Here is a 24307-nt window from a genome sequence, read left to right as displayed (position 1 = left end):
GTTCTGACCCACTCCGGCTCCGCCGGTCTCGCGGTCACCGCGGGGTGTGTTGGTGGTGACCCGCTTCGCCCGGCTCCGCCGGTCTCGCGGTCACCGCGGGGTGTGTTGGTGGTGACCCGCTTCGCCCGGCTCCGCCGGTCTCGCGGTCACCACTACGATCGACGGCATGAGTGTTGCTACCGGCGCCGAGCTGATGGACTACGACGACGTCGTCGCGCGCTTCGACCCGGTGCTCGGGCTCGAGGTGCACGTCGAGCTGTCCACGGCGACGAAGATGTTCTGCGGCTGCTCCACCACCTTCGGCGGGGAACCCAACACCCAGGTGTGCCCGGTGTGCCTCGGTCTGCCCGGCTCGCTGCCGGTGCTCAACCAGGCCGCGGTGGAGTCGGCCATCCGGATCGGACTGGCGCTGAACTGTGAGATCGTGCCGTGGTGCCGCTTCGCGCGCAAGAACTACTTCTACCCGGACATGCCGAAGAACTATCAGATTTCGCAGTACGACGAGCCGATCGCTGTCAACGGCTACCTCGAGGTGCCCCTCGACGACGGCAGCACCTGGCGCGTGGACATCGAGCGGGCGCACATGGAGGAGGACACCGGCAAGCTCACCCACCTGGGCAGCGAAACCGGCCGGATCCACGGCGCGACCACGTCGCTGATCGACTACAACCGGGCCGGCGTGCCGCTGATCGAAATCGTCACCAAGCCGATCGTGGGAGCGGGCGCCGGGGCGCCGCAGATCGCCCGCGCCTACGTGACTGCGCTGCGAGACCTGTTGCGCGCCTTAGACGTATCCGATGTGCGGATGGACCAGGGCTCGATGCGCTGCGACTCCAACGTGTCACTGAAGCGGACCGACGCGGAGCAGTTCGGCACCCGGACCGAGACCAAGAACGTCAACTCGCTGCGCAGCGTCGAGGTCGCCGTCCGCTACGAAATGCAGCGGCAGGCGGCCGTCCTGGCCGCCGGCGGCCGAATCACGCAGGAAACCAGGCACTTCCACGAGTCTGGGTACACCAGCCCGGGCCGCACCAAGGAAACCGCCGAGGATTACCGCTATTTCCCCGAGCCCGACCTCGAACCCGTCGCGCCCAGTCGCGACCTCGTGGAGCGGCTGCGGCAAACGATTCCCGAGCTACCGTGGTTGACGCGCAAGCGAATCCAGCAGGAGTGGGGCGTCTCCGACGAGGTGATGCGGGATCTCGTCAACGCTGGCGCCGTCGATCAGGTGATCGCCACCGTCAAGCACGGCGCCTCCAGTGAGCAGGCCCGCGCGTGGTGGGGAAACTTCCTGGTGCAGAAGGCCAACGAGGCGAACGTCGGCCTGGACGAGGTGGCGATCAGCCCGGCGCAGGTGGCCGCGGTGATCGCCCTGGTCGACGAGGGCAAGCTGTCCGTGAAGCTCGCTCGCCAGGTCGTCGAGGGCGTGCTGGCCGGGGAGGGTGAGCCCGAACAGGTGATGACCGCCCGCGGCCTGGAGCTCGTGCGCGACGACTCGGTCACCCAGGCCGCCGTCGACGAGGCGCTGGCCGCCAATCCGGATGTGGCGGAGAAGATCCGCGGCGGCAAGGTGGCCGCGGCCGGTGCGATCGTCGGTGCGGTGATGAAGGCCACCCGGGGTCAGGCCGACGCGGCCCGTGTGCGCGAACTCGTGTTGGCGGCCTGCGGGCAGAGCTGAACCGCCGGCCTGGTGAGGTGAAGTAGGCGACGCGACACGCCCAGAGTGCGTCGAGACGCACTCCCGACGGGCAACCGACGCTAGGTCTTGTCGTCGTTGTTGCGCGGGAAGCCGCCGCCCTGCGGGAAGAGCGGGAACACCACGTCGTCGAGCTTCTCGGCGTCCCCGGCGGTCTTGTTGACGGTGGCGCCCCAGACGTTCCCGTCCGGCGACATCCGCAGCGCCCACGCGTGGGCGTGGGTGTCCTTGCGCACGACGTCGGGTTCGCCGGTGACCGCGCCCGTGGACGGGGCGAGCCGAACCGCCACCGTCAGCTTGGTGTTGATCAGGTTCACCAGCACCGTGCCGTCCATGGCCGCGCACCCGGCGACGCCCGGCTTGTCCGGCCAGGTCCACACCGACGAGACCTCCGAGGTTTTGGTGATGCGCTGCAACCGGTCCGCCGTCGGCGTGCGGTCAGCGATGTAGAGCGAGCCGTCGACCGGGTCGGTGCACATGCCGCCGCCCGAGCCGACGCCGGACAGGGCGGTCGTCGGCGGCGCCTGGCCGATGGTTGTCGGCTGCTCGATGCGCAGCACCTTGCCGGCCAACGACTTCGGGTCGGCGGCCATCGCGGGGTTGCCCGCATCGCCGGTCATCACCACCAGGGTGGTCGGGCTGGTGAAGATCAGCGCCCCGGTATTTCCGTTGGCGCCCTTGGGAATTCCGGTCAGGATGTCTTTGGGGATATCGCCTTCGGCGATGCGGATGACCCGGTTGTCGGTCGGCGTGCTGATGTAGGCGTACATCAGGCGATCCTGGTTGTAGGTCGGCGACAGCACGATGTCCATCAGCCCGCCGTCACCGGACGGGTCGACCGGGATCACCATCTTCACCTTGGGTTCGGCGCTGACGGAGATCTCCTTGACGGCGCCGGTGGTGCGTTCGGCGACCAACGCGGTTTTGCTGTCGGGGCCCATGATCAAGCCGCTGGTGCTTTCCAGGCAGCCCTGCATCACACCGGGCGCGGGGCAGGCCTTGGGGAAGGGTGTCGGCGGCAGCGGCGGGGGCGGGGGAGGGCTCGAAGTGGGCTGCGGCTTGAGCTCGGGGGCGGTGGTGAACGGCTGGGACTGGGCGTCGTTGAACCGCGCGCACCCACTCGATACGAGTACGGCCACGCTGAGCGCAGCGAACCCACCTCGAACCGAGAGCCGTATCCGCATGACCGACAGGCTACGGAACGCGCGGTCATGGCCGCCACACGCCCGCATTTGCGCGGCCGTCGGTGCCCCGCAGCGCCAGCGCGGAATTGGCCGGGGATCGCCGCGGGACGGGGCCGGACGGGGATTTTGGGCCGAATTGGCCACATTTGGCGCGCCCACCGGCGATTGCCGGGCGAAAGCGCCGCTCAAATCCCCAATTCAGGACAGATTGCCTTTACCCTGTCACGCGTGACCAGTCAATCGAATGACGCACATTGGCAGCGGCCTGGGGAATCTCCGGCGCCGACCCCGGGACGCCCCGCCTCGGCGCGTTTGGTCGACCCCGAAGACGACCTGACACCGGTCGGTTATCCGGGTGACTTCGGAACCACGACCGTCATCCCCTACCAGGACCCCGGCCCCTCGGCCGGCCCTGGCAACTCGACGTACAACATCCTCGACCACCAGGAACCGTTGCCGTACGTCCAGCCGCAGCCGGCGGCGCACCCCGCGCCGATCTCGGCGACCGAGCCCGCACGCATCGATTCGGACGACGACGACGAGCGGACACGCCCCGGCGGCCGCCGCGGCACCCAGCACCTCGGTTTGCTGGTGCTACGCGTGGGTCTCGGCGTGGTGCTCGCCGCGCACGGCCTGCAGAAGGTGTTCGGCTGGTGGGGCGGCGGTGGCCTGACCGGCCTCAGAAACTCCCTGACCGACGTCGGCTATCACCACGCCGACATCCTCGCGTACGTCAGCGCCGGCGGCGAGATCGTCGCGGGCGTGCTGCTGGTCTTGGGGTTGTTCACCCCGGTGGCCGCCGCCGGAGCGCTGGCGTTCCTGATCAACGGCCTGCTGGCCACCGTTTCGGGCAGCTCGCGCTCGCACGCGTTCGCGTTCTTCCTGCCGCAGGGGCACGAATACCAGATCACGCTGATCGTGTTGGCCGTCGGCGTCATCCTCTGCGGACCCGGCCGCTACGGGCTCGACGCGGGTCGCGGGTGGGCGCACCGACCCTTCATCGGGTCATTCGTGGCCCTACTGGCCGGCATCGCCGCCGGTGTCGGCGTGTGGGTGCTGCTCAACGGCGTCAACCCCATCGCCTGAGGTCTACTCCTGGCGGTAGGGGTTGGGCACCCGGCCCGAACTTGCCTCGGTGAGCTGCGGCAGCGTCGCGAACGTCACAGCCGGCAGTCGCAGCTCGTCGCCGCCTTTGAGGCGGGCGCGCGCCCACGAGCCGCGGTGGAAGCGCAGCCCGTCGATCTCCTCCCAGCGCACCGTGCGGCTGCCCCGCAGCGTCCGCACGGTGACGCCCTCCGCGTCCGCCACGGTGCGGAGCCGGATGATCAACGCCGACAAGATCACCGGGATGATGAGCAGCGGCGCCGAAGGCGGCCACACCAGCACCGGTATGAGCAGTCCCAGGGTCAGGTAGCCGACGGCGAGATGGGCCATCGGCGACACCCTGATGACGACGGGCGAGCCAGTAATCACCCCCGCATCATCCCACCGCCCGCGTTCGGGCCGGCGCCTCGGCGGCTGCGGGCCGCCGCGCGGGGACCGGATTTGACGGTTGAGCTGTGGGAAGGCTACCTTCGGGGACTATGGATACCGCCGGAAAGCCCGGGATGCTCGTAGTAATTAGTCGGCGCGTTGGTGCCTGACTAGCTCGTCAGCATTTCAGCGATCCAGCACCAACGCGCCAACCCTCGTGCAGCAGCCAGCTGACGGGGGTTTTTTCTTGCGCAGGACCAGACTTCAACAGCGAGACCAGAGGACAAGAGGACCCACAGTGAGCGCTCCCACCAGGCCGCAGAAACAGCGCCCGGCCGACATCGCCTCAGACGCCGCGGAAACCCCGGCTGCGGCCCCCACCAAGAACCCGAAACGTGTTGCGCCGGAACAGCTTACCGGTGCACAGTCGGTGATCCGGTCGCTGGAGGAGCTCGACGTCGAGGTCATCTTCGGCATCCCCGGCGGGGCGGTGCTGCCGGTCTACGATCCCCTGTACGACTCGAAGAAGCTGCGCCACGTGTTGGTTCGGCACGAGCAGGGCGCCGGGCACGCCGCGAGCGGCTACGCCCACGCCACCGGCAAGGTCGGCGTCATGATGGCCACGTCGGGTCCCGGCGCCACCAACCTCGTCACCCCCCTGGCCGATGCGCAAATGGACTCGATACCGGTGGTGGCCATCACGGGTCAGGTGGGCCGCACGCTGATCGGGACGGACGCCTTCCAGGAGGCTGACATCTCCGGCATCACGATGCCCATCACCAAGCACAACTTTTTGGTCCGCTCCGGCGACGAGATCCCGCAGGTGATCGCCGAGGCGTTCCACATCGCGTCGTCGGGGCGGCCGGGCGCGGTGCTCGTCGACATCCCCAAGGACGTGCTGCAGGGCCAGTGCACGTTCAGCTGGCCGCCGCGCATGGACCTTCCCGGCTACAAGCCGAACACCAAGCCGCACAACCGGCAGATCCGGGAGGCCGCCAAGCTGATCGCGGCCTCGCGCAAGCCGGTGCTGTACGTGGGGGGCGGGGTGATCCGCGGCGACGCGACCGAGCAACTGCGCGAGTTGGCCGAACTGACCGGCATTCCCGTCGTCACCACGCTGATGGCGCGCGGCGCGTTCCCGGACAGTCATCGCCAGCACCTCGGCATGCCCGGCATGCACGGCGCGGTCGCGGCGGTGGCGGGACTGCAGCGCAGCGACCTGCTGATCGCCCTGGGAACCCGCTTCGACGACCGGGTGACCGGGAAGCTCGACACCTTCGCGCCCGAGGCCAAGGTCATCCACGCCGACATCGACCCCGCCGAGATCGGCAAGAACCGGCACGCCGACGTGCCGATCGTCGGCGACGTGAAGGCCGTCATCGCCGAGCTGATCGCAATGCTGCGGGAGCGCGAAATCCCGGGCACCCTCGACATGGACGACTGGTGGGCCTACCTCGAGCAGGTCAAGTCCACGTATCCGCTGAGCTACGGCCCGCAGAGCGACGGCAGCCTCAGCCCGGAATACGTCATCGAGAAGCTGGGCCAAATTGCCGGCCCCGACGCGATCTACGTCGCCGGCGTGGGCCAGCACCAGATGTGGGCGGCGCAGTTCGTCTCCTACGAGAAGCCGCGCACCTGGCTGAACTCCGGCGGCCTGGGCACCATGGGGTTCGCAGTTCCGGCGGCCATGGGCGCCAAGCTGGCCCGCCCGGAGGCGGAGGTGTGGGCGATCGACGGCGACGGCTGCTTCCAGATGACCAACCAGGAACTGGCGACCTGCGCGATCGAGGGTGCGCCGATCAAGGTGGCACTAATCAACAACGGCAACCTGGGCATGGTGCGCCAGTGGCAGACCCTGTTCTACGAGGAGCGGTACTCGCAGACCGACCTCGCCACGCACTCGCACCGCATCCCGGACTTCGTGAAGCTGGCCGAGGCGCTGGGTTGCGTCGGATTGCGTTGCGAGCGTTCCGAAGACGTCGAAGACGTGATCAACCAGGCGCGCGCCATCAACGACCGCCCTGTCGTCATCGACTTCATCGTCGGCGCCGACGCGCAGGTGTGGCCGATGGTGGCCGCCGGCACCAGCAACGACGAGATCCAAGCGGCCCGCGGCATCCGCCCGCTGTTCGACGACGAAAGTGAAGGGCACGCCTGATGAACACCGTGACTCATACGCTGTCGGTGTTGGTGGAGGACAAGCCCGGTGTGCTCGCGCGGGTGGCCGCGCTGTTCTCCCGGCGCGGGTTCAACATCCAGTCCCTGGCCGTCGGTCCGACCGAACAGAAGGACATGTCGCGGATGACCATCGTGGTCTCCGCGGAGGAGACCCCGCTCGAGCAGATCACCAAGCAGCTCAACAAGTTGATCAACGTCATCAAGATCATCGAGCTGGACGAGGGCAACTCGGTGTCTCGCGAGCTGGCGCTCATCAAGGTGCGCGCCGATGCCGGCAGCCGCAGCCAGGTGATCGAGGCGGTGAATCTGTTCCGCGCCAAGGTCATTGACGTCGCGCCCGAGGCGTTGACGATCGAGGCCACCGGTAACCGCGGCAAGATCGAGGCGCTGTTGCGGGTGCTGGAGCCCTTCGGTATCAGGGAAATCGTCCAGTCGGGCGTGGTGTCGTTGTCCCGTGGTCCTCGCGGCCTCGGGACGGCTAAGTAAGTTAATTCAGATTGTCAGTTGATAAGGAGATAAAGAAGTGGCAACCGAGGCGTTAGAGATGTTCTACGACGACGACGCGGACCTGTCGATCATTCAGGGGCGCAAGGTCGGCGTCATCGGCTACGGCAGCCAGGGCCACGCCCACTCGCTGAGCCTGCGCGACTCCGGCGTCGACGTCCGGGTCGGTTTGAAGGAGGGCTCGAAGTCGCGGGCCAAGGTCGAGGAGCAGGGCCTGACCGTCGACACCCCCGCCGAGGTCGCCAAGTGGGCCGACGTGATCATGCTGCTGGCGCCGGACACCGCGCAGGCCGACATCTTCAAGAACGACATCGAGCCCAACCTGTCCGACGGCGACGCGCTGTTCTTCGGTCACGGCCTCAACATCCACTTCGGGCTGATCAAGCCGCCCGCCGAGGTCACCATCGCGATGGTGGCCCCGAAGGGGCCGGGCCACCTGGTGCGCCGCCAGTTCGTCGACGGCAAGGGTGTGCCGTGCCTGATCGCCGTCGACCAGGACCCGACCGGCAAGGGCGAGGCGCTGGCGCTGTCCTACGCCAAGGCCATCGGCGGCACCCGCGCCGGCGTCATCAAGACCACGTTCAAGGACGAGACCGAGACCGACCTGTTCGGTGAGCAGGCCGTGTTGTGCGGCGGCACGGAGGAATTGGTGAAGACCGGTTTCGATGTGATGGTCGAGGCGGGTTACCCGCCGGAGATGGCCTACTTCGAGGTGCTGCACGAGCTCAAGCTGATCGTCGACCTGATGTACGAGGGCGGCATCGCGCGGATGAACTACTCGGTGTCCGACACCGCGGAGTTCGGTGGCTACCTGTCGGGTCCGCGGGTCATCGACGCGGGCACGAAGGAGCGCATGCGGGAGATCCTGCGCGACATCCAGGACGGCACCTTCACCAAGAAGCTGGTCGAGAACGTCGAGGGCGGGAACAAGCAGCTCGAGCAGTTGCGCAAGGAGAACGCCGAGCATCCCATCGAGGTCGTCGGCAAGCGGCTGCGTGACCTGATGAGCTGGGTCGACCGGCCGATCACCGAGACGGCGTAGTCACTAGCGCGAGCAGACGCAAAAGCACCCGCACGCTCGGCGTGTCGCGTACGTTTGCGTCTGCTCGCGGGGCTAGCCGAGGCGGGCGGCCGTCGAGACCACCCGGCGTGCCAGGTGGTCGAGGGCGTTGGTGGTCGCCTCGTCCAGCGTCTCGATGTTGTCGTGGGTGGAAAGCAGGCTCGCCCCGTACGGATTGCCGTCGACGAATTTCAACGGATCGGTGTATCCCGGCGGGACAATGATGCCGCCGAAATGCATCAGCGTGACGTAGAGCGACAGCAGGGTCGTCTCCTGGCCGCCGTGCGGCGTGTTGGAGGACGTGAAGGCCGCGTACACCTTGTCCGCGAGCTGACCCTGGGCCCACAGCCCGCCCAGCGAGTCGAGGAACGTCCGCAATTGCGCTGCAGGAGAGCCGAAGCGCGTCGGCGACCCGAAGATCACCGCGTCGGCCCAGACGATGTCGTCGCCGGTAGCCGCCGGAAGATCCTTCGTCGCCTCGTAGTTGGCCGTCCAGGCCGGATTGTGCGCGAATGACTGCGGATCGTGCGTTTCCGCGACGTGCCTGACGCGGACGTCGGCGCCCGCGGACTCGGCCGCGGAAGCGACGCGTCGGGCCATTGCCGTGCCATGGCCGGTCGCCGAGTAATAGATGACAGCAAGCTTGGTCACCGCGTCATCGTAGGCCGGGTGGGCATTCGATGTGCCCGCCTTCGAGCGACAAGCCGGGGCTTCAACGCGGCCGCCGTTCATGCCCCCTCCGACGGGCCGCGTGGTGGATCGGCAGCCGCGACGACGGCGGCGCCGAGGCGTCAAGTCCAGCCGATAGTCTGTCCGGGTGACTCTGCCTGTTGTATTAATCGCCGACAAGCTCGCCCAATCAACCGTCGCCGCGCTCGGGGACCAGGTCGAGGTGCGCTGGGTGGACGGTCCGGACCGCGAGAAGCTGCTGGCCGCGGTGCCCGACGCCGACGCGCTGCTGGTGCGATCGGCCACCACCGTGGACGCCGAGGTGCTGGCCGCGGCGCCCAAGCTGAAGATCGTCGCCCGCGCGGGCGTCGGGCTCGACAACGTGGACGTGGACGCCGCCACCGAGCGGGGCGTGCTCGTCGTCAACGCCCCGACGTCGAACATCCACAGCGCCGCCGAACACGCCCTGGCACTGCTGCTGGCCGCGGCGCGCGAGATCCCGGCAGCCGACGCCTCGCTGCGCGCGCACACGTGGAAGCGATCGTCGTTCAACGGCACCGAGATCTTCGGCAAGACCGTGGGCGTGGTCGGTCTGGGCCGGATCGGGCAACTGGTCGCCCAGCGGCTCGCCGCCTTCGGCGCCCATCTCGTCGCGTACGACCCGTACGTCTCGCCGGCCCGCGCCTCGCAACTCGGCATAGAACTGCTGGCCCTCGACGATCTGTTGGCTCGCGCCGACTTCATCTCGGTGCACCTGCCGAAGACCCCCGAGACGGCGGGCCTGATCGGCAAGGAGGCGCTGGCGAAGACGAAGCCGGGCGTGATCATCGTCAACGCCGCGCGCGGCGGGCTCGTCGACGAGGCGGCGCTGGCCGAGGCGGTGAGCAGCGGTCACGTGCGCGCGGCCGGCATCGACGTCTTCGCCAAGGAGCCGTGCACCGACAGCCCGCTGTTCGACCTGCCGCAGGTGGTCGTCACGCCGCACCTCGGCGCGTCCACCGCCGAGGCACAGGATCGCGCCGGCACCGACGTCGCGGCGAGCGTGAAGCTGGCGCTGGCCGGTGAATTCGTGCCGGACGCCGTGAACGTCGGCGGCGGCGTGGTCAACGAGGAGGTCGCGCCCTGGCTGGACCTGGTGCGCAAGCTCGGGGTGCTGGCCGCCGCGCTGTCCGACGGGCTGCCCACCTCGCTTTCGGTGCAGGTGCGCGGCGAACTCGCCTCGGAAGACGTTGAGATACTGAAGCTCTCGGCGCTGCGCGGGCTGTTCTCCGCCGTCATCGAGGACCAGGTCACCTTCGTCAACGCGCCGGCGCTGGCCTCTGAGCGCGGCGTCACGGCCGAACTCACCACGGCTTCGGAAAGCCCCAACCACCGCAGCGTGGTCGACGTGCGGGCCGTCGGGCACGACGGGTCGACCGTCAACGTGGCCGGCACGCTGTCGGGCCCGCAGCTGGTTGAGAAGATCGTCCAGATCAATGGGCGCAACTTCGACCTGCGCGCCCAGGGCGCCAACCTGGTGATCAACTACATGGACCAGCCCGGCGCGCTGGGAAAGATCGGCACCTTGCTGGGCGCCGCAGGCGTGAACATTCAAGCGGCCCAACTGAGCGAGGACACCGAGGGTCCGAGCGCCACCATCCTGCTGCGGGTCGACCGGGACGTTCCCGACGATGTGCGGTCGGCGATCACGGCCGCGGTGGGCGCCAACAAGCTCGAGGTGGTTGATCTCTCGTGAAGTTGGCGGTGATCGGCGGCGACGGAATCGGTCCGGAAGTGGTCGCCGAGGCGATCAAGGTCCTCGACTCCGTGCTGCCCGGCGTGCAGAAGACCGACTACGACCTGGGCGCCCGGCGCTACCACGCCACGGGCGAGCTGCTGCCGGATTCGGTGCTTGCCGAATTGCGTGAGCACGACGCGATTCTCCTGGGCGCGGTCGGTGACCCATCGGTGCCCAGCGGTGTGCTGGAGCGAGGGCTGTTGCTGCGCCTGCGGTTTGAACTGGACCACCACGTCAACCTGCGGCCAGCCCGGCTGTATCCAGGCGTGAGCGGTCCGCTCGCCGGTAACCCCGACATCGATTTCGTGGTGGTGCGCGAAGGGACTGAAGGCCCCTACACCGGTACCGGCGGCGCGATCCGCGCCGGGACGCCGAACGAGGTGGCCACCGAGGTCAGCCTCAACACCGCGTTTGGTGTGCGCAGGGTGGTGGTCGACGCGTTCGAGCGGGCGCAGCGGCGCCGCAAACACCTGACGCTGGTGCACAAGAACAACGTGCTGACGTTCGCCGGGAAGCTGTGGTCGCGAATCGTGGCCGAGGTGGGGGAGCAATACCCCGACGTCGAGGTGGCTTATCAGCACGTCGACGCGGCCACCATCTTCCTGGTCAACGACCCGGGGCGGTTCGACGTGATCGTCACCGACAACCTGTTCGGTGACATCATCACCGACCTGGCGGCGGCGGTGTGCGGCGGAATCGGCTTGGCGGCAAGCGGAAACATCGACGCCACCCGCACCAACCCGTCGATGTTCGAGCCCGTGCACGGCAGTGCGCCCGACATCGCGGGCCAGGGCATCGCCGACCCCACCGCGGCGGTCATGTCGGTAGCGCTGCTCCTCGCGCACCTCGGCGAGGACCAAGCCGCTACCCGGGTGGACGAGGCTGTCGCGAAGCATCTGGCAACGCGCGGGACCGAACGGCTTGCCACACGCGATGTCGGCGAACGGATTGTCGCCGCGCTCTGATCTCCAAACCCGGCGGGAGCAAGCGGGTGGGTACCAATGGCGCTGCCAGGAGCGGGAATACGCCGCACAGCAGCCACGCCGGCGGGTATTTGGCCGCGCCGATGAACGCGCCGAAGATCGGTGGTCCCGCGGCGGCGATCAGGCGCTGGGTGGTGTTCTGGATGCCCAGCGCCCGCCCGCTCCAGAACGGTCCGGCGAATTCCGTGATGGCCGTTGCCTCCAGCCCGTTGTCGAGCGCCGCGATCACCGAGATCACCACCATCAACGGCGCTTGGTAGCGGGAATTCAGAAGGTCGGCCCACGCCAACAGGAAGAGCGTCACGGCGGCGGCCAAAGCGATGATGCGCACCGGGCGCATCCGTGAGCCGATTCGGTCGGACCACCGGCCGACCGCGATGCGCCCGATGGCGCCGAGCAGCTGGGACAGGGTCACCAAGCCGCCGGCGGCGGCGACCGACCAATGCAGGTTCCGGATCAGCCACACCAGCATGAACGTCACGGTCACCGTCTGGGGCATCATCATCAGGCCCGCCACCGCGTGAATTCGCCACAGCAGCAACGACCCCCGGTAGGGGCTGGCAAGTTCTTGCTCTTCGGCGTTCTCGCGGGGTTTGCGCGGCGGATCGATGATGCCCACCGCACTGGCCACCGCGCCCAACGCGCACGCCAGTGCCGGGAACATCAACCCGGCGGTCGGCCCGCGCTCGGTCAGCTCGGGAATCACGAGCGCGCCCAAAGCGATACCCAACGGTTGCGCCGTCTGGCGAAAGCCCATCGCCAAACCGCGCTGGTGCGGGGGAAACCAGGCCGAGACCAGCCGGCCGCCCGCCGCGTTGCAACTGGCGGCGGCCATCCCGCCGAGAAACAGGAACACACCCGTCAGCGTCATCGAATGCACCGACGCCGCGGCGTAGGCGGCCACGGCCGTAAGCGCCGACCCCGCGGTCATCACCACGCGCTCGCCGACCCTGTCGAGCAGGTAACCCCAGAGCACGAGGGTGACGACCATTCCCCAGCTCGGCATCGAGGACAGCAGGCCCGCCTCGTCGAGCGCGATGTTGCGCGCCGCTTGCAACGAGGGGATGAGGAACGCCACGCCGTTGATGAAGAGGAACGAACTTGCCGTTGCCACCAGTGAAACGACCAGGATGGACCACCGTGCGCGGCCGCTGAGTTGGCCGGTGGCGGCGACGTCCGTCTGCATTCCCCATGCTTGCACATGTCGGAAAACCCGCTGGTGATGCTCGTGACGGCGCGCACGCAGGGCCGCCCGACCGAGCCGGTCACTGGTCAGTAGGCTCAACGAAATGCGCCTTGGTCGAATCGCCAGCCCCGACGGCGTCGCCTTCGTGAGTATCGAGGGTGACACGTCCGACCCCACCGGGATGACCGCCCGCGAGATCGCCGAGCACCCCTTCGGCACGCCGACTTTCACCGGCCGATCGTGGCCGCTCGCCGATGTCCGGCTGCTCGCCCCGATCCTGGCGGGCAAGGTGGTGTGCGTTGGGAAGAACTACGCCGACCACATTGCCGAGATGAGCAGCCTCACCGGCCCGGCGCCGGCCGATCCGGTGATATTCCTCAAGCCCAACACCGCGATCGTCGGCCCCAACGCGCCGATCAAATTGCCCGCCAACGCATCACCCGTGCACTTCGAGGGTGAGCTGGCCGCGGTGATCGGCCGGCCGTGCAAGGACGTCTCCGCCGCTCAGGCCGCCGACAACATCCTCGGCTATACGATCGCCAACGACGTGTCGGCACGCGATCAACAACAGGCCGACGGCCAGTGGACCCGCGCCAAAGGGCACGACACCTTCTGCCCCGTCGGGCCCTGGATCGTCACCGACGTCGATCCGGCGGACTTGGAGCTGCGCACCGAGGTCAACGGTGACGTGAAGCAAAACAGCCGGACATCGCTGATGATTCACGACGTCGGCGACATCATCGAATGGATCTCGGCCGTCATGACACTGCTGCCCGGGGACCTCATCCTCACCGGCACGCCGGCCGGCGTCGGACCCATCGAAGACGGAGACACCGTCTCCATCACGATCGAGGGCATCGGCACCCTGTCCAATCCCGTGGTCCGGAAGGGCAAGTCATGACGGCGGCCGGGCAGGTGCGCGTGCGGTTCTGCCCTTCGCCCACCGGCACCCCGCACGTGGGAATGGTGCGGACCGCGCTGTTCAACTGGGCCTACGCCCGGCATACCGGCGGCACGTTCGTTTTTCGCATCGAGGACACCGACGCCGAACGCGACAGCGAGGAAAGCTATCTCGCGCTGCTCGACGCGCTGCGCTGGCTCGGGCTGAACTGGGACGAGGGCCCCGAGGTGGGTGGGCCCTATGGCCCGTATCGCCAGTCGCAGCGCAAGGAGGTCTACCGCGAGGTGGTGGACAGGCTTCTCGAAGCGGGGGAGGCCTACTACGCCTTCTCGACGCCCGAGGAGGTCGAGGCTCGCCACATCGCCGCTGGCCGCAATCCGAAGCTGGGCTACGACAACTTCGATCGGCGGCTGACCGACCCGCAGCGCGCGGCCTTCCTGGCGGAGGGGCGCAAGCCCGTCGTTCGCCTGCGGATGCCGGACGCGGATCTGGCGTGGGACGACCTCGTCCGCGGCGCCACCACGTTCGCCGCGGGCAGCGTGCCCGATTTCGCGCTGACCCGGGCCAACGGAGACCCGTTGTACACCTTGGTTAACCCGGTCGACGACGCGTTGATGAAGATCACCCATGTGCTGCGCGGCGACGATCTGCTGCCGTCGACGCCGCGTCAGCTCGCGCTCTATCAATCGCTGATCCGGATCGGCGTGGCCGAGTGGACCCCGCAGTTCGCCCACCTGCCAACGGTATTGGGGGAGGGCACGAAGAAGCTGTCGAAGCGCGATCCGCAATCCAATCTTTTCGCCCACCGCGACCGGGGATTCCTCCCCGAGGGACTGCTGAATTACCTTGCGCTGCTGGGTTGGGCGATCGCCGACGACCATGACCTGTTCAGCCTCGACGAGATGGTGGCCGCGTTCGATGTCGTCGACGTCAACTCCAACCCGGCCCGGTTCGACCAGAAGAAGGCCGACGCTCTGAACGCCGAGCACATCCGGATGCTCGAGCCGGCGGATTTCGCGGCCCGGCTGCGGGCCTACTTCGACGTCCACGACTACCGCCTCGGGCTGGACGACGCGGCGTTCGCCACCGCTGCCGATTTGGTGCAGACCCGCATCGTGGTGCTGGGCGACGCCTGGAACCTGCTGAAGTTCCTCAACGAGGACGAGTATGCGATCGACCCGAAGGCGGCGGCCAAGGAGCTAGGTTCCGACGCGGGTCCGGTGCTCGACGCCGCCCTGGCCGCGCTGGGCGGCCTGCCGGAGTGGACCACGGCGCACATCGAGGCCGCCCTGAAAACTGCGCTCATCGACGATCTGGCGCTCAAACCGCGCAAGGCCTTCGGTCCGATCAGAGTTGCCGTCACCGGGACGACGATCAGCCCGCCGTTGTTCGAATCGCTGGAATTACTCGGCCGCGAGCGCGGCTTGCGTCGCCTGAGCGCGGCCCGCGAAGCGATTGTCTAGAAGACGAACGATGCGCGTGCGGATTGGCGGCTCAGTCTTTGGTAGTCTGCACAACGGCTTACAAAGGGGCTTACAAAGGGGCTTACAAAGGCCCGCAACCGCTGGCGGCCGCGGCAACCGAAGGCTCTCCGAGTCCAAGGAACGCTGCTGACCAGCGGTGATAGGCAGCCGATGGGGTATGGTGTAATTGGCAACACAGCTGATTCTGGTTCAGCCATTCTAGGTTCGAGTCCTGGTACCCCAGCCAAACTCTCGTCTCGAGCAGGCGGTGCAGGCGATTAGGTGGGCCTTCCACCGTGAGCTATGCTGACTGCTCGGATCAGTTCTGGCCCCGTCGTCTAGCGGCCTAGGACGCCGCCCTCTCACGGCGGTAGCGTGGGTTCGAATCCCATCGGGGCTACAAATTACTGATCGGCCGCCCGCGCGGCTGGGGCGGTCGACCCGCCCACCGGCATATGCGGCAGGCCAAGCTTGCGGTGATCCCAGGACCGGGCGCGGTGTGGCACGATTCGCACGCAGACGCGCTTGTTCATCATCTGCTCCACGAACGGCTTCATCTCGTCGCTGTAGGGGCCGGTGTAGCGCTCGAAGACGCTGACGCCGACGCGGTATGCGACATCGGGGTCGTCGACGATCTCGGCCACCCCCTCGAAGGACACCCCTCGCAGGGTGTCGTAGGTGTCGCCGTCCTCGATCAGGAAGCTCACCCTCGGATCGCGTTTGAGGTTGACCGCCTTCTGCGACTTGGCCTTGGTCTCCAGCCAGATCTCCCCGTCGACCACGGCGTACCACATCGCGGTCAGGTGCGGCTGGCCGTCGGTACCGACGGTCGCCAAGGTTCCGGTGCGGCTCTTCACGACATAATCGGTGATCTCGTCCTCGGACATGACGATGCTCGCGCGCTGATTGGTTCCCATGGCGGTCAGTCTGTCAGGTCGCCTCTTTCGAGTGCGCAGTGACGGCGTTGGGTGTGTAGCCAGTGCGGGGGTTCGGCGGGTTTGAGCGCTCTGGTTGCACACTCGACGGCCAGGTTGCAACGGGCTTGGGCTGGGCTTCGGCGTTCGAGTGTGCATGCACGGCGTCGAGTGTGTAGCCGGTGCGGGGATTTGGCGGGTTTGAGCGCTAAGGTTTCACACTCGACGGGCTGGTTTCACACTCGACGCCCCGACCGCCTCAGAGCCGGCGAGTCAGCGCCTCCGAGGCGGAGAGCAAATCGGCCGCCCACCGTACGCCGGGGCGGCGGCCCATCCGATCGATGGGCCCAGACACGGATATGGCGGCGATCACAGCGCCGCGGCCGTCGCGCACCGGTGCCGAGACGCTCGCCACCCCGGGCTCGCGCTCGGCCACGCTTTGCGCCCATCCCCGCCGCCGAACTTCGGCCAGGACACGGTCGGTGAATTTCGCCGACGGCAGGACGGCCTTCTGCGTGGTGGCGTCGCTGTAGGCCAAGAGCACCTTGGCCCCCGATCCGGCCGTCATCGGCAGACGTGCGCCGACGGGGACCGTATCGCGAAGGCCGACAGCCGGTTCCAGGGCGGCGACGCAGACTCGTGACGTGCCCTCCCTGCGGTACAGCTGGACGCTCTCGCCCGTTGTCTCGCGCAGCTGCGGCAGGACCACCGCGCCGGCGGCCAACAGGGGATCGTTGACCTGGCTGGCGAGCTCGCTGACCGCGGGACCCAGCCGCCAGCGTCCGTCTTCGTCACGGGCCATCAAGCGATGAACTTCCAACGCGGCCGCCAAGCGGTACGCGGTCGCCCTCGGCAGGCCGGTGCGCTCGCAGAGTTCGGTCAACCCGCATGGGGATTCCGCGACGGTGTGCAGCACCACCACGGCTTTGTCGAGTACGCCGATGCCGCTATGCTGTCTCATAGAGAGATACTAACGTCTCATATATTGAGATGGCAGCCCGAAATGACCGAATAGAGGCGAATTCGAGATGGGATCCGACACCGCGGGAGCCGACAAGCCGCGCACGATGGCCGAAAAGGTCTGGAACGACCACGTTGTGGCATCGGGCGCCGAGCAGGGCGATGCTCCCGACCTCATCTACATCGACCTGCACCTGGTGCACGAAGTCACCAGCCCGCAGGCCTTCGACGGCCTCCGCCTGGCCGGTCGACCGGTGCGCCGACCCGACCTGACCCTGGCCACCGAGGATCACAACGTGCCCACCGTCGACATCGACAAGCCGATCGCCGACCCAGTCTCGCGCACTCAAGTCGAGACGTTGCGGCACAACTGCGCCGAATTCGGCGTCCGGCTCTATCCGATGGGTGATATCGAGCAGGGCATCGTCCACGTGGTGGGACCGCAGCTGGGGCTGACCCAGCCGGGAATGACGATCGTGTGTGGGGATAGTCACACCTCGACGCACGGGGCATTCGGCGCACTCGCCATGGGAATCGGCACCTCGGAGGTCGAACACGTCCTGGCCACGCAGACTTTGCCGCTGCGGCCGTTCAAGACGATGGCGGTCAATGTCGAGGGACACCTGGCCGCGGGTGTGACGGCCAAAGACATCATTCTGGCGTTGATCGCCAAGATCGGCACCGGTGGTGGACAGGGCCATGTCATCGAATACCGCGGCAGCGCCATCGAATCGCTTTCCATGGAAGGCCGGATGACGGTCTGCAATATGAGCATCGAGGCCGGCGCCCGCGCGGGCATGGTGGCGCCCGACGAGATCACTTACGAATATCTGCGCGGCCGCCCACACGCCCCGACGGGCGCCCAGTGGGACGAGGCGATCGCCTACTGGCAACGCTTGCGCACCGACGACGGTGCCGAGTTCGACACCGAGGTATACCTCGACGCAAGCGAGTTGAGTCCTTTCGTCACGTGGGGAACCAATCCCGGCCAGGGGGTGCCGTTGTCGGCGGCGGTCCCGGATCCCGAGCTGATCGCCGACGACGGCGAGCGTGAGTCCGCCGAGAAAGCGTTGGCCTATATGGACCTTCGGCCCGGAACGCCGATGCGTGAAATCGGCGTCGACGCCGTGTTCGTCGGGTCTTGTACCAACGGTCGTATCGAGGATCTGCGCGCGGTGGCCGAGGTGCTGCGGGGCCGCAAGGTGGCTCCCGGGGTGCGGATGCTGGTCGTTCCCGGCTCGATGCGCGTGCGCGCGCAGGCCGAAGCCGAAGGGCTGGGTGAGCTTTTCACCGCGGCCGGCGCCGAGTGGCGGCAGGCGGGCTGCTCGATGTGCTTGGGCATGAACCCCGACCAGCTAGCGCCCGGCGAGCGGTGCGCCGCGACTTCCAACCGCAACTTCGAAGGGCGGCAGGGCAAAGGCGGCCGCACGCATCTCGTGTCGCCGGTCGTCGCGGCCGCGACGGCGGTCCGCGGAAAACTCTCCGCGCCTGCCGACTTGAACTCACACTGACCAGAATCGAGGACGACGATGGAGCCATTTCGCACCCACACCGGCATCGGCGTGCCGCTGCGCCGGTCCAATGTGGACACCGACCAGATTATCCCGGCGGTGTATTTGAAGCGCGTGACGCGGACCGGATTTGAGGACGGCTTGTTCGCGACGTGGCGGTCGGATCCGTCATTCGTACTCAACCTCAGCCCGTTTGACCGAGGTTCGGTCCTCGTTGCGGGACCCGATTTCGGCACCGGCTCGTCCCGGGAGCACGCGGTGTGGGCCCTCATGGACTTCGGGTTTCGGGTGGTTATCTCATCCCGGTTTGGTGACATTTTTCGGGGCAACGCGGGCAAGGCGGGCCTGCTGGCGGCCGAAGTCTCCCAAGACGGCGTGGAACTCCTCTGGAAGCTCATCGAGCAGAGCCCGGGTCTGGAAATCACTGTCAATCTTCAAGATCGAAATATCACCGCCGGAACGGTGGTGCTGCCGTTCAGGATTGACGACCACACCGCCTGGCGGCTACTCGAAGGACTCGACGATATAGGCCTTACGCTGCGGAAACTCGACAAGATCGAGTCGTTCGAAGCCGCTCGCCCGGCGTGGAAACCGCGCACTCTGCCAGCTTCCTAACGGGTCAATCCGGGCCGAATTTTTTCTCGGTCGACTAACTAAAACACCCGATTTCCGGCACCCCCCACCGGTCAAGGGCGGCAACCGGATTGCGAAAATGTCGGTCCGCCGGCCGTGAAACTGCGCGTGGCTCTTGGAAATTTGCTGGGTGAGGGTTTACCGTGTCCACTAGTCGGTTCGCAACAACGAGGACCACTAGCTTGGAGGGATTGGATGAACAAAGCAGAGCTCATTGACGTGCTCACACAGAAATTGGGCTCGGACCGCCGGCAGGCCACGGCCGCCGTCGAAAATGTCGTCGACACCATTGTGCGCGCGGTGCACAAGGGTGAGAGCGTCACCATTACCGGGTTCGGTGTCTTCGAGCAGCGGCGGCGCGCGGCCCGCGTGGCCCGCAACCCGCGCACCGGTGAGACGGTGAAGGTGAAGCCGACGTCCGTGCCGGCGTTCCGGCCGGGTGCCCAATTCAAAGCGGTTGTGGCTGGCGCACAGCGCCTCCCGGCGGAAGGACCCGCAGTGAAACGTGGTGTTGGAGCAGGTGTGGCGAAGAAGGTGGCCAAGAAGGCCCCCGCCAAGAAAGCCGCGAGCAAGGCGCCCGCCAAGAAGGCCGCAACCAAGGCAGCGCCCGCCAAGAAGGCCGTGACCAAGGCTCCGGCCAAGAAGGCTGCGCCCGCCAAGAAGGTCGTTACCAAGGCTCCGGCCAAGAAGGCCGTGACCAAGGCTCCGGCCAAGAAGGCTGCGCCCGCCAAGAAGGTGGCCACCAAGGCTCCGGCCAAGAAGGCCGTGACCAAGGCTCCGGCCAAGAAGGCTCCGGCCAAGAAGACGCCCGCGCGTCGCGGCCGTCGCTAGTAACAAATTCCAGACGCGAATACCCTTCGGTGGCAGCGGTGCCCCCGAAGGGTATTCGCGTGCTAGGCCCGCACGTTGGCGGCGAGCGCGCCGCCGATGTGGTCGGCAGCCAACAGCCGACCACCCGCCAGCGACAGCACCCAGGTACTGCCCTTGTGGTTGCGGGATTTGTCCGGCCGCGCCCCGTCGCGATCGCACCACCACTGGACTAGGTCCGGAATCACCTTGCCCTGCGAGCAGATCACCGGTGTGCCGTCGCGCTCCGCGATCTGCAGCATTCGCTGACGGGCCCGCTTCGGGCTCTTGGCGTAAGCCTCCTCGGTCAGGGCGGGTTCGTTGTGGATGGTCACACCCAACTCCTCGGCCAGCGGCTGCACCGTCTGGTGGCAGCGAAGGCGGTCGGCCGCGTACACCTCCGAGGCGCCGAAGGACATCAGCTGCGGAACCAGGGCCTCCGCCTGGGCGCGTCCTCGTTTGTCGAGGGGCCGTTTTGCGTCGTCTCCGGAGAAGCGAGACTTGCTTCCGGCGGTCCCGTGCCGGACCACCAGCACGGTTTTCGTGTCGGCGGGATGTTGGGCGAAGTGGCGGAGCATCTTTCGGTCTTGGGGGTAGTCGAGGCGCCGCATCGCCTCGTCGGCCGGCAGCCAGATCAGCTCGTCCACTTCTTTGCCGGGATGGAATTCGCCGCCGTTGCTGCGCGCCGCCCAGTAGTAGACCTTTTTGATGCCCTGATCGATCGGGTAACTCACCAAGTCCAGCCGCCTGCCCAATGTGGCTCGGTGACCGGTCTCCTCCAACACTTCCCGCACCGCGGCCACGGGTGCCGTCTCGCCGGGATCGACCTTCCCCTTGGGCAGCGACCAGTCGTCGTAGCGGGGGCGGTGGATCACGGCGATCTCCAGGACCGGATTCGCCGTCTCGGTGGGTCGCCAAAGGACTGCTCCGGCGGCGTACACGATTCGGCTCCCCGAGCGCCGAGCGGCGGACGAGTCCTGATTTGGCACGTCAACTCCTGCAGGTTAATTCGGTCGGGGCCGCGCACACGGTCGCGGGTGCGGCCCGAAAATAACCGGAAATGACCACACAGTGTTAACTGCGGTGCCGCTCCATCAACGATACTTGGTGGTCGCGCACGGTCTGGCCGTCCTGCGGCGACGCGGTCCACTGCCCGTCCGCCCTGAGCTCCCAGCACCGGGTGGCCGCGTCCAGTGCGGACTCGAACAGGTCGTCGAGGTACGCGGTCAGCTTGGGATCCTTCACCTGAACCAGCGCCTCGACGCGCCGGTCGAGGTTGCGGTGCATCATGTCGGCGCTGCCGATCCAGAACTCGCCCAGGCGGTTGAAATGCATAATCCGCGAGTGCTCGAGGAAGCGCCCGAGAATCGAGCGAACGGTGATGTTCTCGGAATAGCCTTCCGCGCCGGGGCGCAGCGCGCAGATGCCTCGAACGACGACCTCGACCCGCACACCCGCCTGTGATGCGCGATACAGCGCGTCGATGACCTGCTCGTCGACAAGGGCGTTCATCTTCATGCGGATGCGGCCGCCGCCGCTTTCCTGGTGCGCGGCGACCTCGCGCTCGACGCGCTCGATGATGCCGGTGCGGATGCTGTGCGGAGCGACCAGGAGGTTGCGGTAGGAAACCTTGCGCGAGTAGCCGGTCAGCGAATTGAACAAGTCGGTCAGGTCGGCGCCGATCTCCGGCGACGCCGTCAGCAGCCCGACGTCCTCGTACAGCCGCGCCGTCTTGCCGTTGTAATTGCCCGTGCCGATGTGGCAATAACGCCGGATCGTCGACCCCTCGCGGCGCACCACCAGACAGGTCTTGCAGTGCGTCTTGAGCCCGACGTACCCGTAGACCACATGCACCCCGGCTTGTTCCAGTGTGCGTGCCCAGCGGATGTTGGCCTGCTCGTCGAAGCGGGCCTTGATCTCAACCAATGCCACCACCTGCTTGCCGGCTTCGGCGGCGGCGATGAGCGCCCGGACGATCGGCGAGTCGCCCGATGTGCGGTACAGCGTCTGTTTGATCGCCAGGACGTTGGGGTCGGCCGCGGCCTGCTCGATGAATCGCTGAACGCTGGTCGAGAACGAGTCGTACGGATGATGAAGCAGCACATCGCCTTCCCGCAGGGTCGCGAAGATGCTCCTCGGTGTCTCGCGGTCCGCGAAAGCGGCATGCGTGTCCGGAACCCAGGCAACGTCTTTGAGTGCCGGCCGGTCGATGCCGTAGATCTGCCACAGCGACGAGAGGTCAAGCAGCCCGGGGACTTCGATGACGTCACCGGGGTGCACGTCGAGTTCGCGCAGCAGCAGTTCCAACATGCTCTCGGTCATGTCGTCGGCGATCTCGAGTCGCACGGGCGACCCGAACCTCCTGCGCGCCAATTCCCGTTCCAGCGCCTGGAGCAGGTCCTCGTCGCGGTCCTCCTCGACCTCATAATCGGCGTTGCGGGTGATACGGAATGCGTGGTGCTCGACGATCTCCATGCCCGGAAACAGCACCGGCAGGAACGCCGCGATCAGCTCCTCCATTGGCAGGTAGCGGACAACGGCGGGCCGCTCGCCCTCGTCGGCGGCGCCGCGGGACTGCAGCTCGACGAAGCGATCGACGTTGTTGGGCACCTTGACTCGGGCGAAGTGCTGGCCGCCGTCCTCGGGCTGGCGGACCATGACCGCCAGGTTCAGGCTCAAGCCGCTCACGAACGGGAACGGGTGCGCGGGGTCGACGGCCAGCGGCGTCAGGACGGGGAAGACCTGCTCCATGAAATAGGTGGAGAGCTGGGCCTGTTCGGCCTCGTCGAGATCGGCCCACGTGACGATGTGGATGCCCTCTTCGGCGAGCGCCGGGCGCACCGCGTCGAGGAAGACGCGGGCATGCCGGGTCGCGATTCGCTGAGTCTGCTCACCGATGAGCGCAAGTTGCGCCCGCGGCGTGAGGCCGTCCGCCGACCGGACCGACAGCCCCATCTCGTCGCGGCGCTTGAGGCCGGCGACCCGAACCATATAGAACTCGTCGAGGTTCGAGGCGAAGATCGCCAGGAATTTGGCCCGCTCGAGCAGGGGCAGTGAGTTATCGGCTGCCAACGCCAGAACGCGGGCATTGAAATCCAGCCAGCTCAGTTCCCGATTGAGGTAGCGCTCCTCCGGCAGCTCGTCGGTGATTGCCGCGGGGGTGGCCGCGGGGGGCGCAGTCAGGGTGGAGTCGCCTGGATGCCAGATGTTCTCGTCGGGCCGCGCCTCGGCTTCGATTTCGGTCACCCTGCGATCATTGCTCATGACCCACGCATGCTGCTAGCGCATGGCGGACATCCATTCGCCATTGGCGCTGCGTTCACCGTCTGGAAATGCGGGCTGATCCGATTATGGTGAGGCGTCTCCCGCAAGTGGGATGCGGCCCGGCGCCCGGCCGCGCCGCGCTGGTCGATCATCTCCGGGCGCTATCCGCCGAAATCGCGGCGAGGATGGTGATTCGCCCGGGTAACCGCGACCGCCGCGGCAATCTCGCCGCCGAATACGCAGACGCGGGCTAATGATGCGCGAGGCTCCGGGCGGTCGCCGGGCCGACTCCGAGCTGACGGGCGGCCGCCAGATCGGCGGGTGTGTCGACATCGCATCGCAGCCCCGGCCACGCGCCGGTCAGCTCGATCGCTCCCGAACGACGGTGCCGCGCCGCGGAATCCGCTCCGAAGTGCGGATCGAGCGCCGTTCCGAACGCACACAGCGCCGAGGTGCCCGTCGCCAACCGGTCGGCGACGAAGCTGCGCTGGTGCTGGCGCGCGGCCGCGATCGCCTCCGCTAGCTCCCGACTCTGTAGAGCGGGTAAATCCCCTTGCAGGACAACATAATTCGCGAACAAATCCGTGACCGATCGTTCCGCCGTGGCGATCGCGTGGTTCAGCGGGTCGCTGTGGCCCTCGGGCGTCGGGTCGTCCACCACCCGGGCCCCGAGTTGGGTCGCCGCGGCCGCCGCGGCGGCGTCGGGCGTGATGACGGTGATCGCGCCCACGGCCTTGACACGGCTCGCGGCGGACAGGGTGTCCACCAACATGGCGAGGACCACGCTTTCCCTGGTCCGCGGGGAAAAGACCGGCGCCAGCCTGGTCTTCGCGGCGGCTAGCCGCTTCACCGCGATGATCAGCGCCACTTCACCCGCATCGCCGGCGCGCGTGCCGCTCATGAAAGCCATCCTGCCAGCACCGCGCGTGGCCCCCGGCGGCGCCGGGCTCGCGATCACCGCTGGGCTGATGGCGGTGACCCGCTTCGCCCGGCGGCGCCGGGCTCGCGATCACCGCTGGGCTGATGGCGGTGACCCGCTTCGCCCGGCGGCGCCGGGCTCGCGATCACCGCTGGTCGACCGTGGGGCGGTCCCTGTTCTAGGGTG

The 24307-nt window shown here is 67.5% G+C and carries 21 protein-coding genes, 2 tRNA genes and 1 pseudogene; 14 read left to right on the top strand and 10 right to left on the bottom strand.

Annotation, left to right across the window (positions count from 1 at the left end; translation table 11 throughout):
- The first annotated feature begins 166 nt into the window (after positions 1-166).
- Positions 167-1678, top strand: a complete 1512-nt coding sequence (gene gatB, locus SKC42_RS08695; protein WP_330963879.1) for an Asp-tRNA(Asn)/Glu-tRNA(Gln) amidotransferase subunit GatB — start codon at positions 167-169, stop codon at positions 1676-1678.
- 80 nt (positions 1679-1758) lie between these two features.
- Here the strand turns inward: gatB and SKC42_RS08690 are convergent, their stop codons facing one another.
- On the bottom strand, positions 1759-2880 hold the full coding sequence (locus tag SKC42_RS08690) for a PQQ-dependent sugar dehydrogenase (protein WP_330963878.1): 1122 nt from the start codon (positions 2878-2880) through the stop codon (positions 1759-1761).
- Positions 2881-3108: 228 nt separating this feature from the next.
- Between SKC42_RS08690 and SKC42_RS08685 the strand changes: the two genes are divergently transcribed.
- On the top strand, positions 3109-3966 hold the full coding sequence (locus tag SKC42_RS08685) for a DoxX family protein (RefSeq protein ID WP_330963877.1): 858 nt from the start codon (positions 3109-3111) through the stop codon (positions 3964-3966).
- A gap of 3 nt (positions 3967-3969) precedes the next feature.
- Here SKC42_RS08685 and SKC42_RS08680 read toward each other — a convergent pair whose 3' ends face one another.
- A complete protein-coding gene (locus SKC42_RS08680; RefSeq protein ID WP_442932053.1) occupies positions 3970-4314 on the bottom strand; it encodes a PH domain-containing protein in 345 nt (114 codons plus the stop codon).
- A 337-nt stretch (positions 4315-4651) separates the two neighbouring features.
- On the opposite strand from SKC42_RS08680, the gene SKC42_RS08675 reads away from it, so the two are divergent.
- The 3 genes from SKC42_RS08675 to ilvC are packed head-to-tail and all read left to right on the top strand — an operon-like array spanning position 4652 to position 8077.
- Positions 4652-6511, top strand: coding sequence for an acetolactate synthase large subunit (locus tag SKC42_RS08675; protein WP_442932045.1), 1860 nt, complete (start codon positions 4652-4654; stop codon positions 6509-6511).
- On the top strand, positions 6511-7017 hold the full coding sequence (ilvN, locus tag SKC42_RS08670; RefSeq protein ID WP_330963875.1) for an acetolactate synthase small subunit: 507 nt from the start codon (positions 6511-6513) through the stop codon (positions 7015-7017). The genes SKC42_RS08675 and ilvN overlap by 1 nt, the downstream gene beginning before the upstream one ends.
- 58 nt (positions 7018-7075) lie before the next feature.
- Positions 7076-8077: a ketol-acid reductoisomerase gene (ilvC, locus tag SKC42_RS08665; RefSeq protein ID WP_330963904.1), complete on the top strand. Its 1002-nt coding sequence runs from the start codon at positions 7076-7078 to the stop codon at positions 8075-8077.
- Positions 8078-8149: 72 nt separating this feature from the next.
- Here ilvC and wrbA read toward each other — a convergent pair whose 3' ends face one another.
- Entirely contained in the window at positions 8150-8746 is a 597-nt protein-coding gene (gene wrbA, locus SKC42_RS08660; protein ID WP_330963874.1) for an NAD(P)H:quinone oxidoreductase, read from the bottom strand.
- A 166-nt stretch (positions 8747-8912) separates the two neighbouring features.
- On the opposite strand from wrbA, the gene serA reads away from it, so the two are divergent.
- Both serA and SKC42_RS08650 read left to right on the top strand, forming a co-directional pair.
- Positions 8913-10499, top strand: a complete 1587-nt coding sequence (gene serA / locus SKC42_RS08655) for a phosphoglycerate dehydrogenase (protein ID WP_330963873.1) — start codon at positions 8913-8915, stop codon at positions 10497-10499.
- Positions 10496-11506 (top strand): 3-isopropylmalate dehydrogenase, encoded by a 1011-nt coding sequence (locus SKC42_RS08650; RefSeq protein ID WP_330963872.1) that lies wholly within the window; start codon positions 10496-10498, stop codon positions 11504-11506. Before serA ends, SKC42_RS08650 begins: the two co-directional genes overlap by 4 nt.
- Here SKC42_RS08650 and SKC42_RS08645 read toward each other — a convergent pair.
- Complete coding sequence (locus SKC42_RS08645) at positions 11406-12710, bottom strand: MFS transporter (protein ID WP_330963871.1); 1305 nt, start codon at positions 12708-12710, stop codon at positions 11406-11408. The genes SKC42_RS08650 and SKC42_RS08645 overlap by 101 nt on opposite strands.
- Before the next feature lie 103 nt (positions 12711-12813).
- On the opposite strand from SKC42_RS08645, the gene SKC42_RS08640 reads away from it, so the two are divergent.
- The 4 genes from SKC42_RS08640 (at position 12814) to SKC42_RS08625 (ending at position 15474) form a co-directional block, all read left to right on the top strand.
- Positions 12814-13611: a fumarylacetoacetate hydrolase family protein gene (locus SKC42_RS08640; RefSeq protein WP_330963870.1), complete on the top strand. Its 798-nt coding sequence runs from the start codon at positions 12814-12816 to the stop codon at positions 13609-13611.
- On the top strand, positions 13608-15074 hold the full coding sequence (gltX, locus tag SKC42_RS08635) for a glutamate--tRNA ligase (protein ID WP_330963869.1): 1467 nt from the start codon (positions 13608-13610) through the stop codon (positions 15072-15074). The genes SKC42_RS08640 and gltX overlap by 4 nt, the downstream gene beginning before the upstream one ends.
- Before the next feature lie 172 nt (positions 15075-15246).
- Positions 15247-15321 (top strand) — tRNA-Gln (locus tag SKC42_RS08630).
- An 80-nt stretch (positions 15322-15401) separates the two neighbouring features.
- A tRNA-Glu gene (locus SKC42_RS08625) sits at positions 15402-15474 on the top strand.
- Between the two features lie 4 nt (positions 15475-15478).
- On the opposite strand, the gene SKC42_RS08620 is transcribed toward SKC42_RS08625, so the two are convergent.
- Complete coding sequence (locus SKC42_RS08620; protein WP_330963868.1) at positions 15479-15991, bottom strand: pyridoxamine 5'-phosphate oxidase family protein; 513 nt, start codon at positions 15989-15991, stop codon at positions 15479-15481.
- A gap of 256 nt (positions 15992-16247) precedes the next feature.
- A complete protein-coding gene (locus SKC42_RS08615; RefSeq protein ID WP_330963867.1) occupies positions 16248-16949 on the bottom strand; it encodes an IclR family transcriptional regulator in 702 nt (233 codons plus the stop codon).
- A gap of 67 nt (positions 16950-17016) precedes the next feature.
- Here SKC42_RS08615 and leuC point away from each other — a divergent pair, with 67 nt between their 5' ends.
- The 3 genes from leuC (at position 17017) to SKC42_RS08600 (ending at position 19923) form a co-directional block, all read left to right on the top strand.
- Positions 17017-18459, top strand: coding sequence for a 3-isopropylmalate dehydratase large subunit (gene leuC / locus SKC42_RS08610; RefSeq protein ID WP_330963866.1), 1443 nt, complete (start codon positions 17017-17019; stop codon positions 18457-18459).
- Between the two features lie 18 nt (positions 18460-18477).
- Entirely contained in the window at positions 18478-19074 is a 597-nt protein-coding gene (gene leuD, locus SKC42_RS08605; protein ID WP_330963865.1) for a 3-isopropylmalate dehydratase small subunit, read from the top strand.
- A gap of 213 nt (positions 19075-19287) precedes the next feature.
- Positions 19288-19923, top strand: a complete 636-nt coding sequence (locus SKC42_RS08600) for an HU family DNA-binding protein (protein ID WP_330963864.1) — start codon at positions 19288-19290, stop codon at positions 19921-19923.
- Positions 19924-19985: 62 nt separating this feature from the next.
- Here SKC42_RS08600 and SKC42_RS08595 read toward each other — a convergent pair whose 3' ends face one another.
- From SKC42_RS08595 to SKC42_RS27700, 4 genes and pseudogenes are all read right to left on the bottom strand, one after another.
- Positions 19986-20927 carry an NUDIX hydrolase gene (locus SKC42_RS08595; protein WP_330963863.1) on the bottom strand — a complete coding sequence of 314 codons (942 nt, stop codon included), beginning with the start codon at positions 20925-20927 and terminating at the stop codon, positions 19986-19988.
- An 85-nt stretch (positions 20928-21012) separates the two neighbouring features.
- Positions 21013-23202 carry an RNA degradosome polyphosphate kinase gene (locus SKC42_RS08590; RefSeq protein WP_330963862.1) on the bottom strand — a complete coding sequence of 730 codons (2190 nt, stop codon included), beginning with the start codon at positions 23200-23202 and terminating at the stop codon, positions 21013-21015.
- 250 nt (positions 23203-23452) lie between these two features.
- Positions 23453-24103, bottom strand: a complete 651-nt coding sequence (gene cofC / locus SKC42_RS08585) for a 2-phospho-L-lactate guanylyltransferase (RefSeq protein WP_330963861.1) — start codon at positions 24101-24103, stop codon at positions 23453-23455.
- 67 nt (positions 24104-24170) lie between these two features.
- Positions 24171-24267, bottom strand: a pseudogene (locus tag SKC42_RS27700) (hypothetical protein); the annotation flags it as partial.
- Between the last annotated feature and the right edge of the window lie 40 nt (positions 24268-24307).

The sequence above is a fragment of the Mycobacterium sp. 050134 genome (assembly GCF_036409085.1).
Taxonomy (GTDB): Bacteria; Actinomycetota; Actinomycetes; order Mycobacteriales; family Mycobacteriaceae; genus Mycobacterium.
This window is presented reverse-complemented; position numbering and strand designations above follow the sequence as displayed.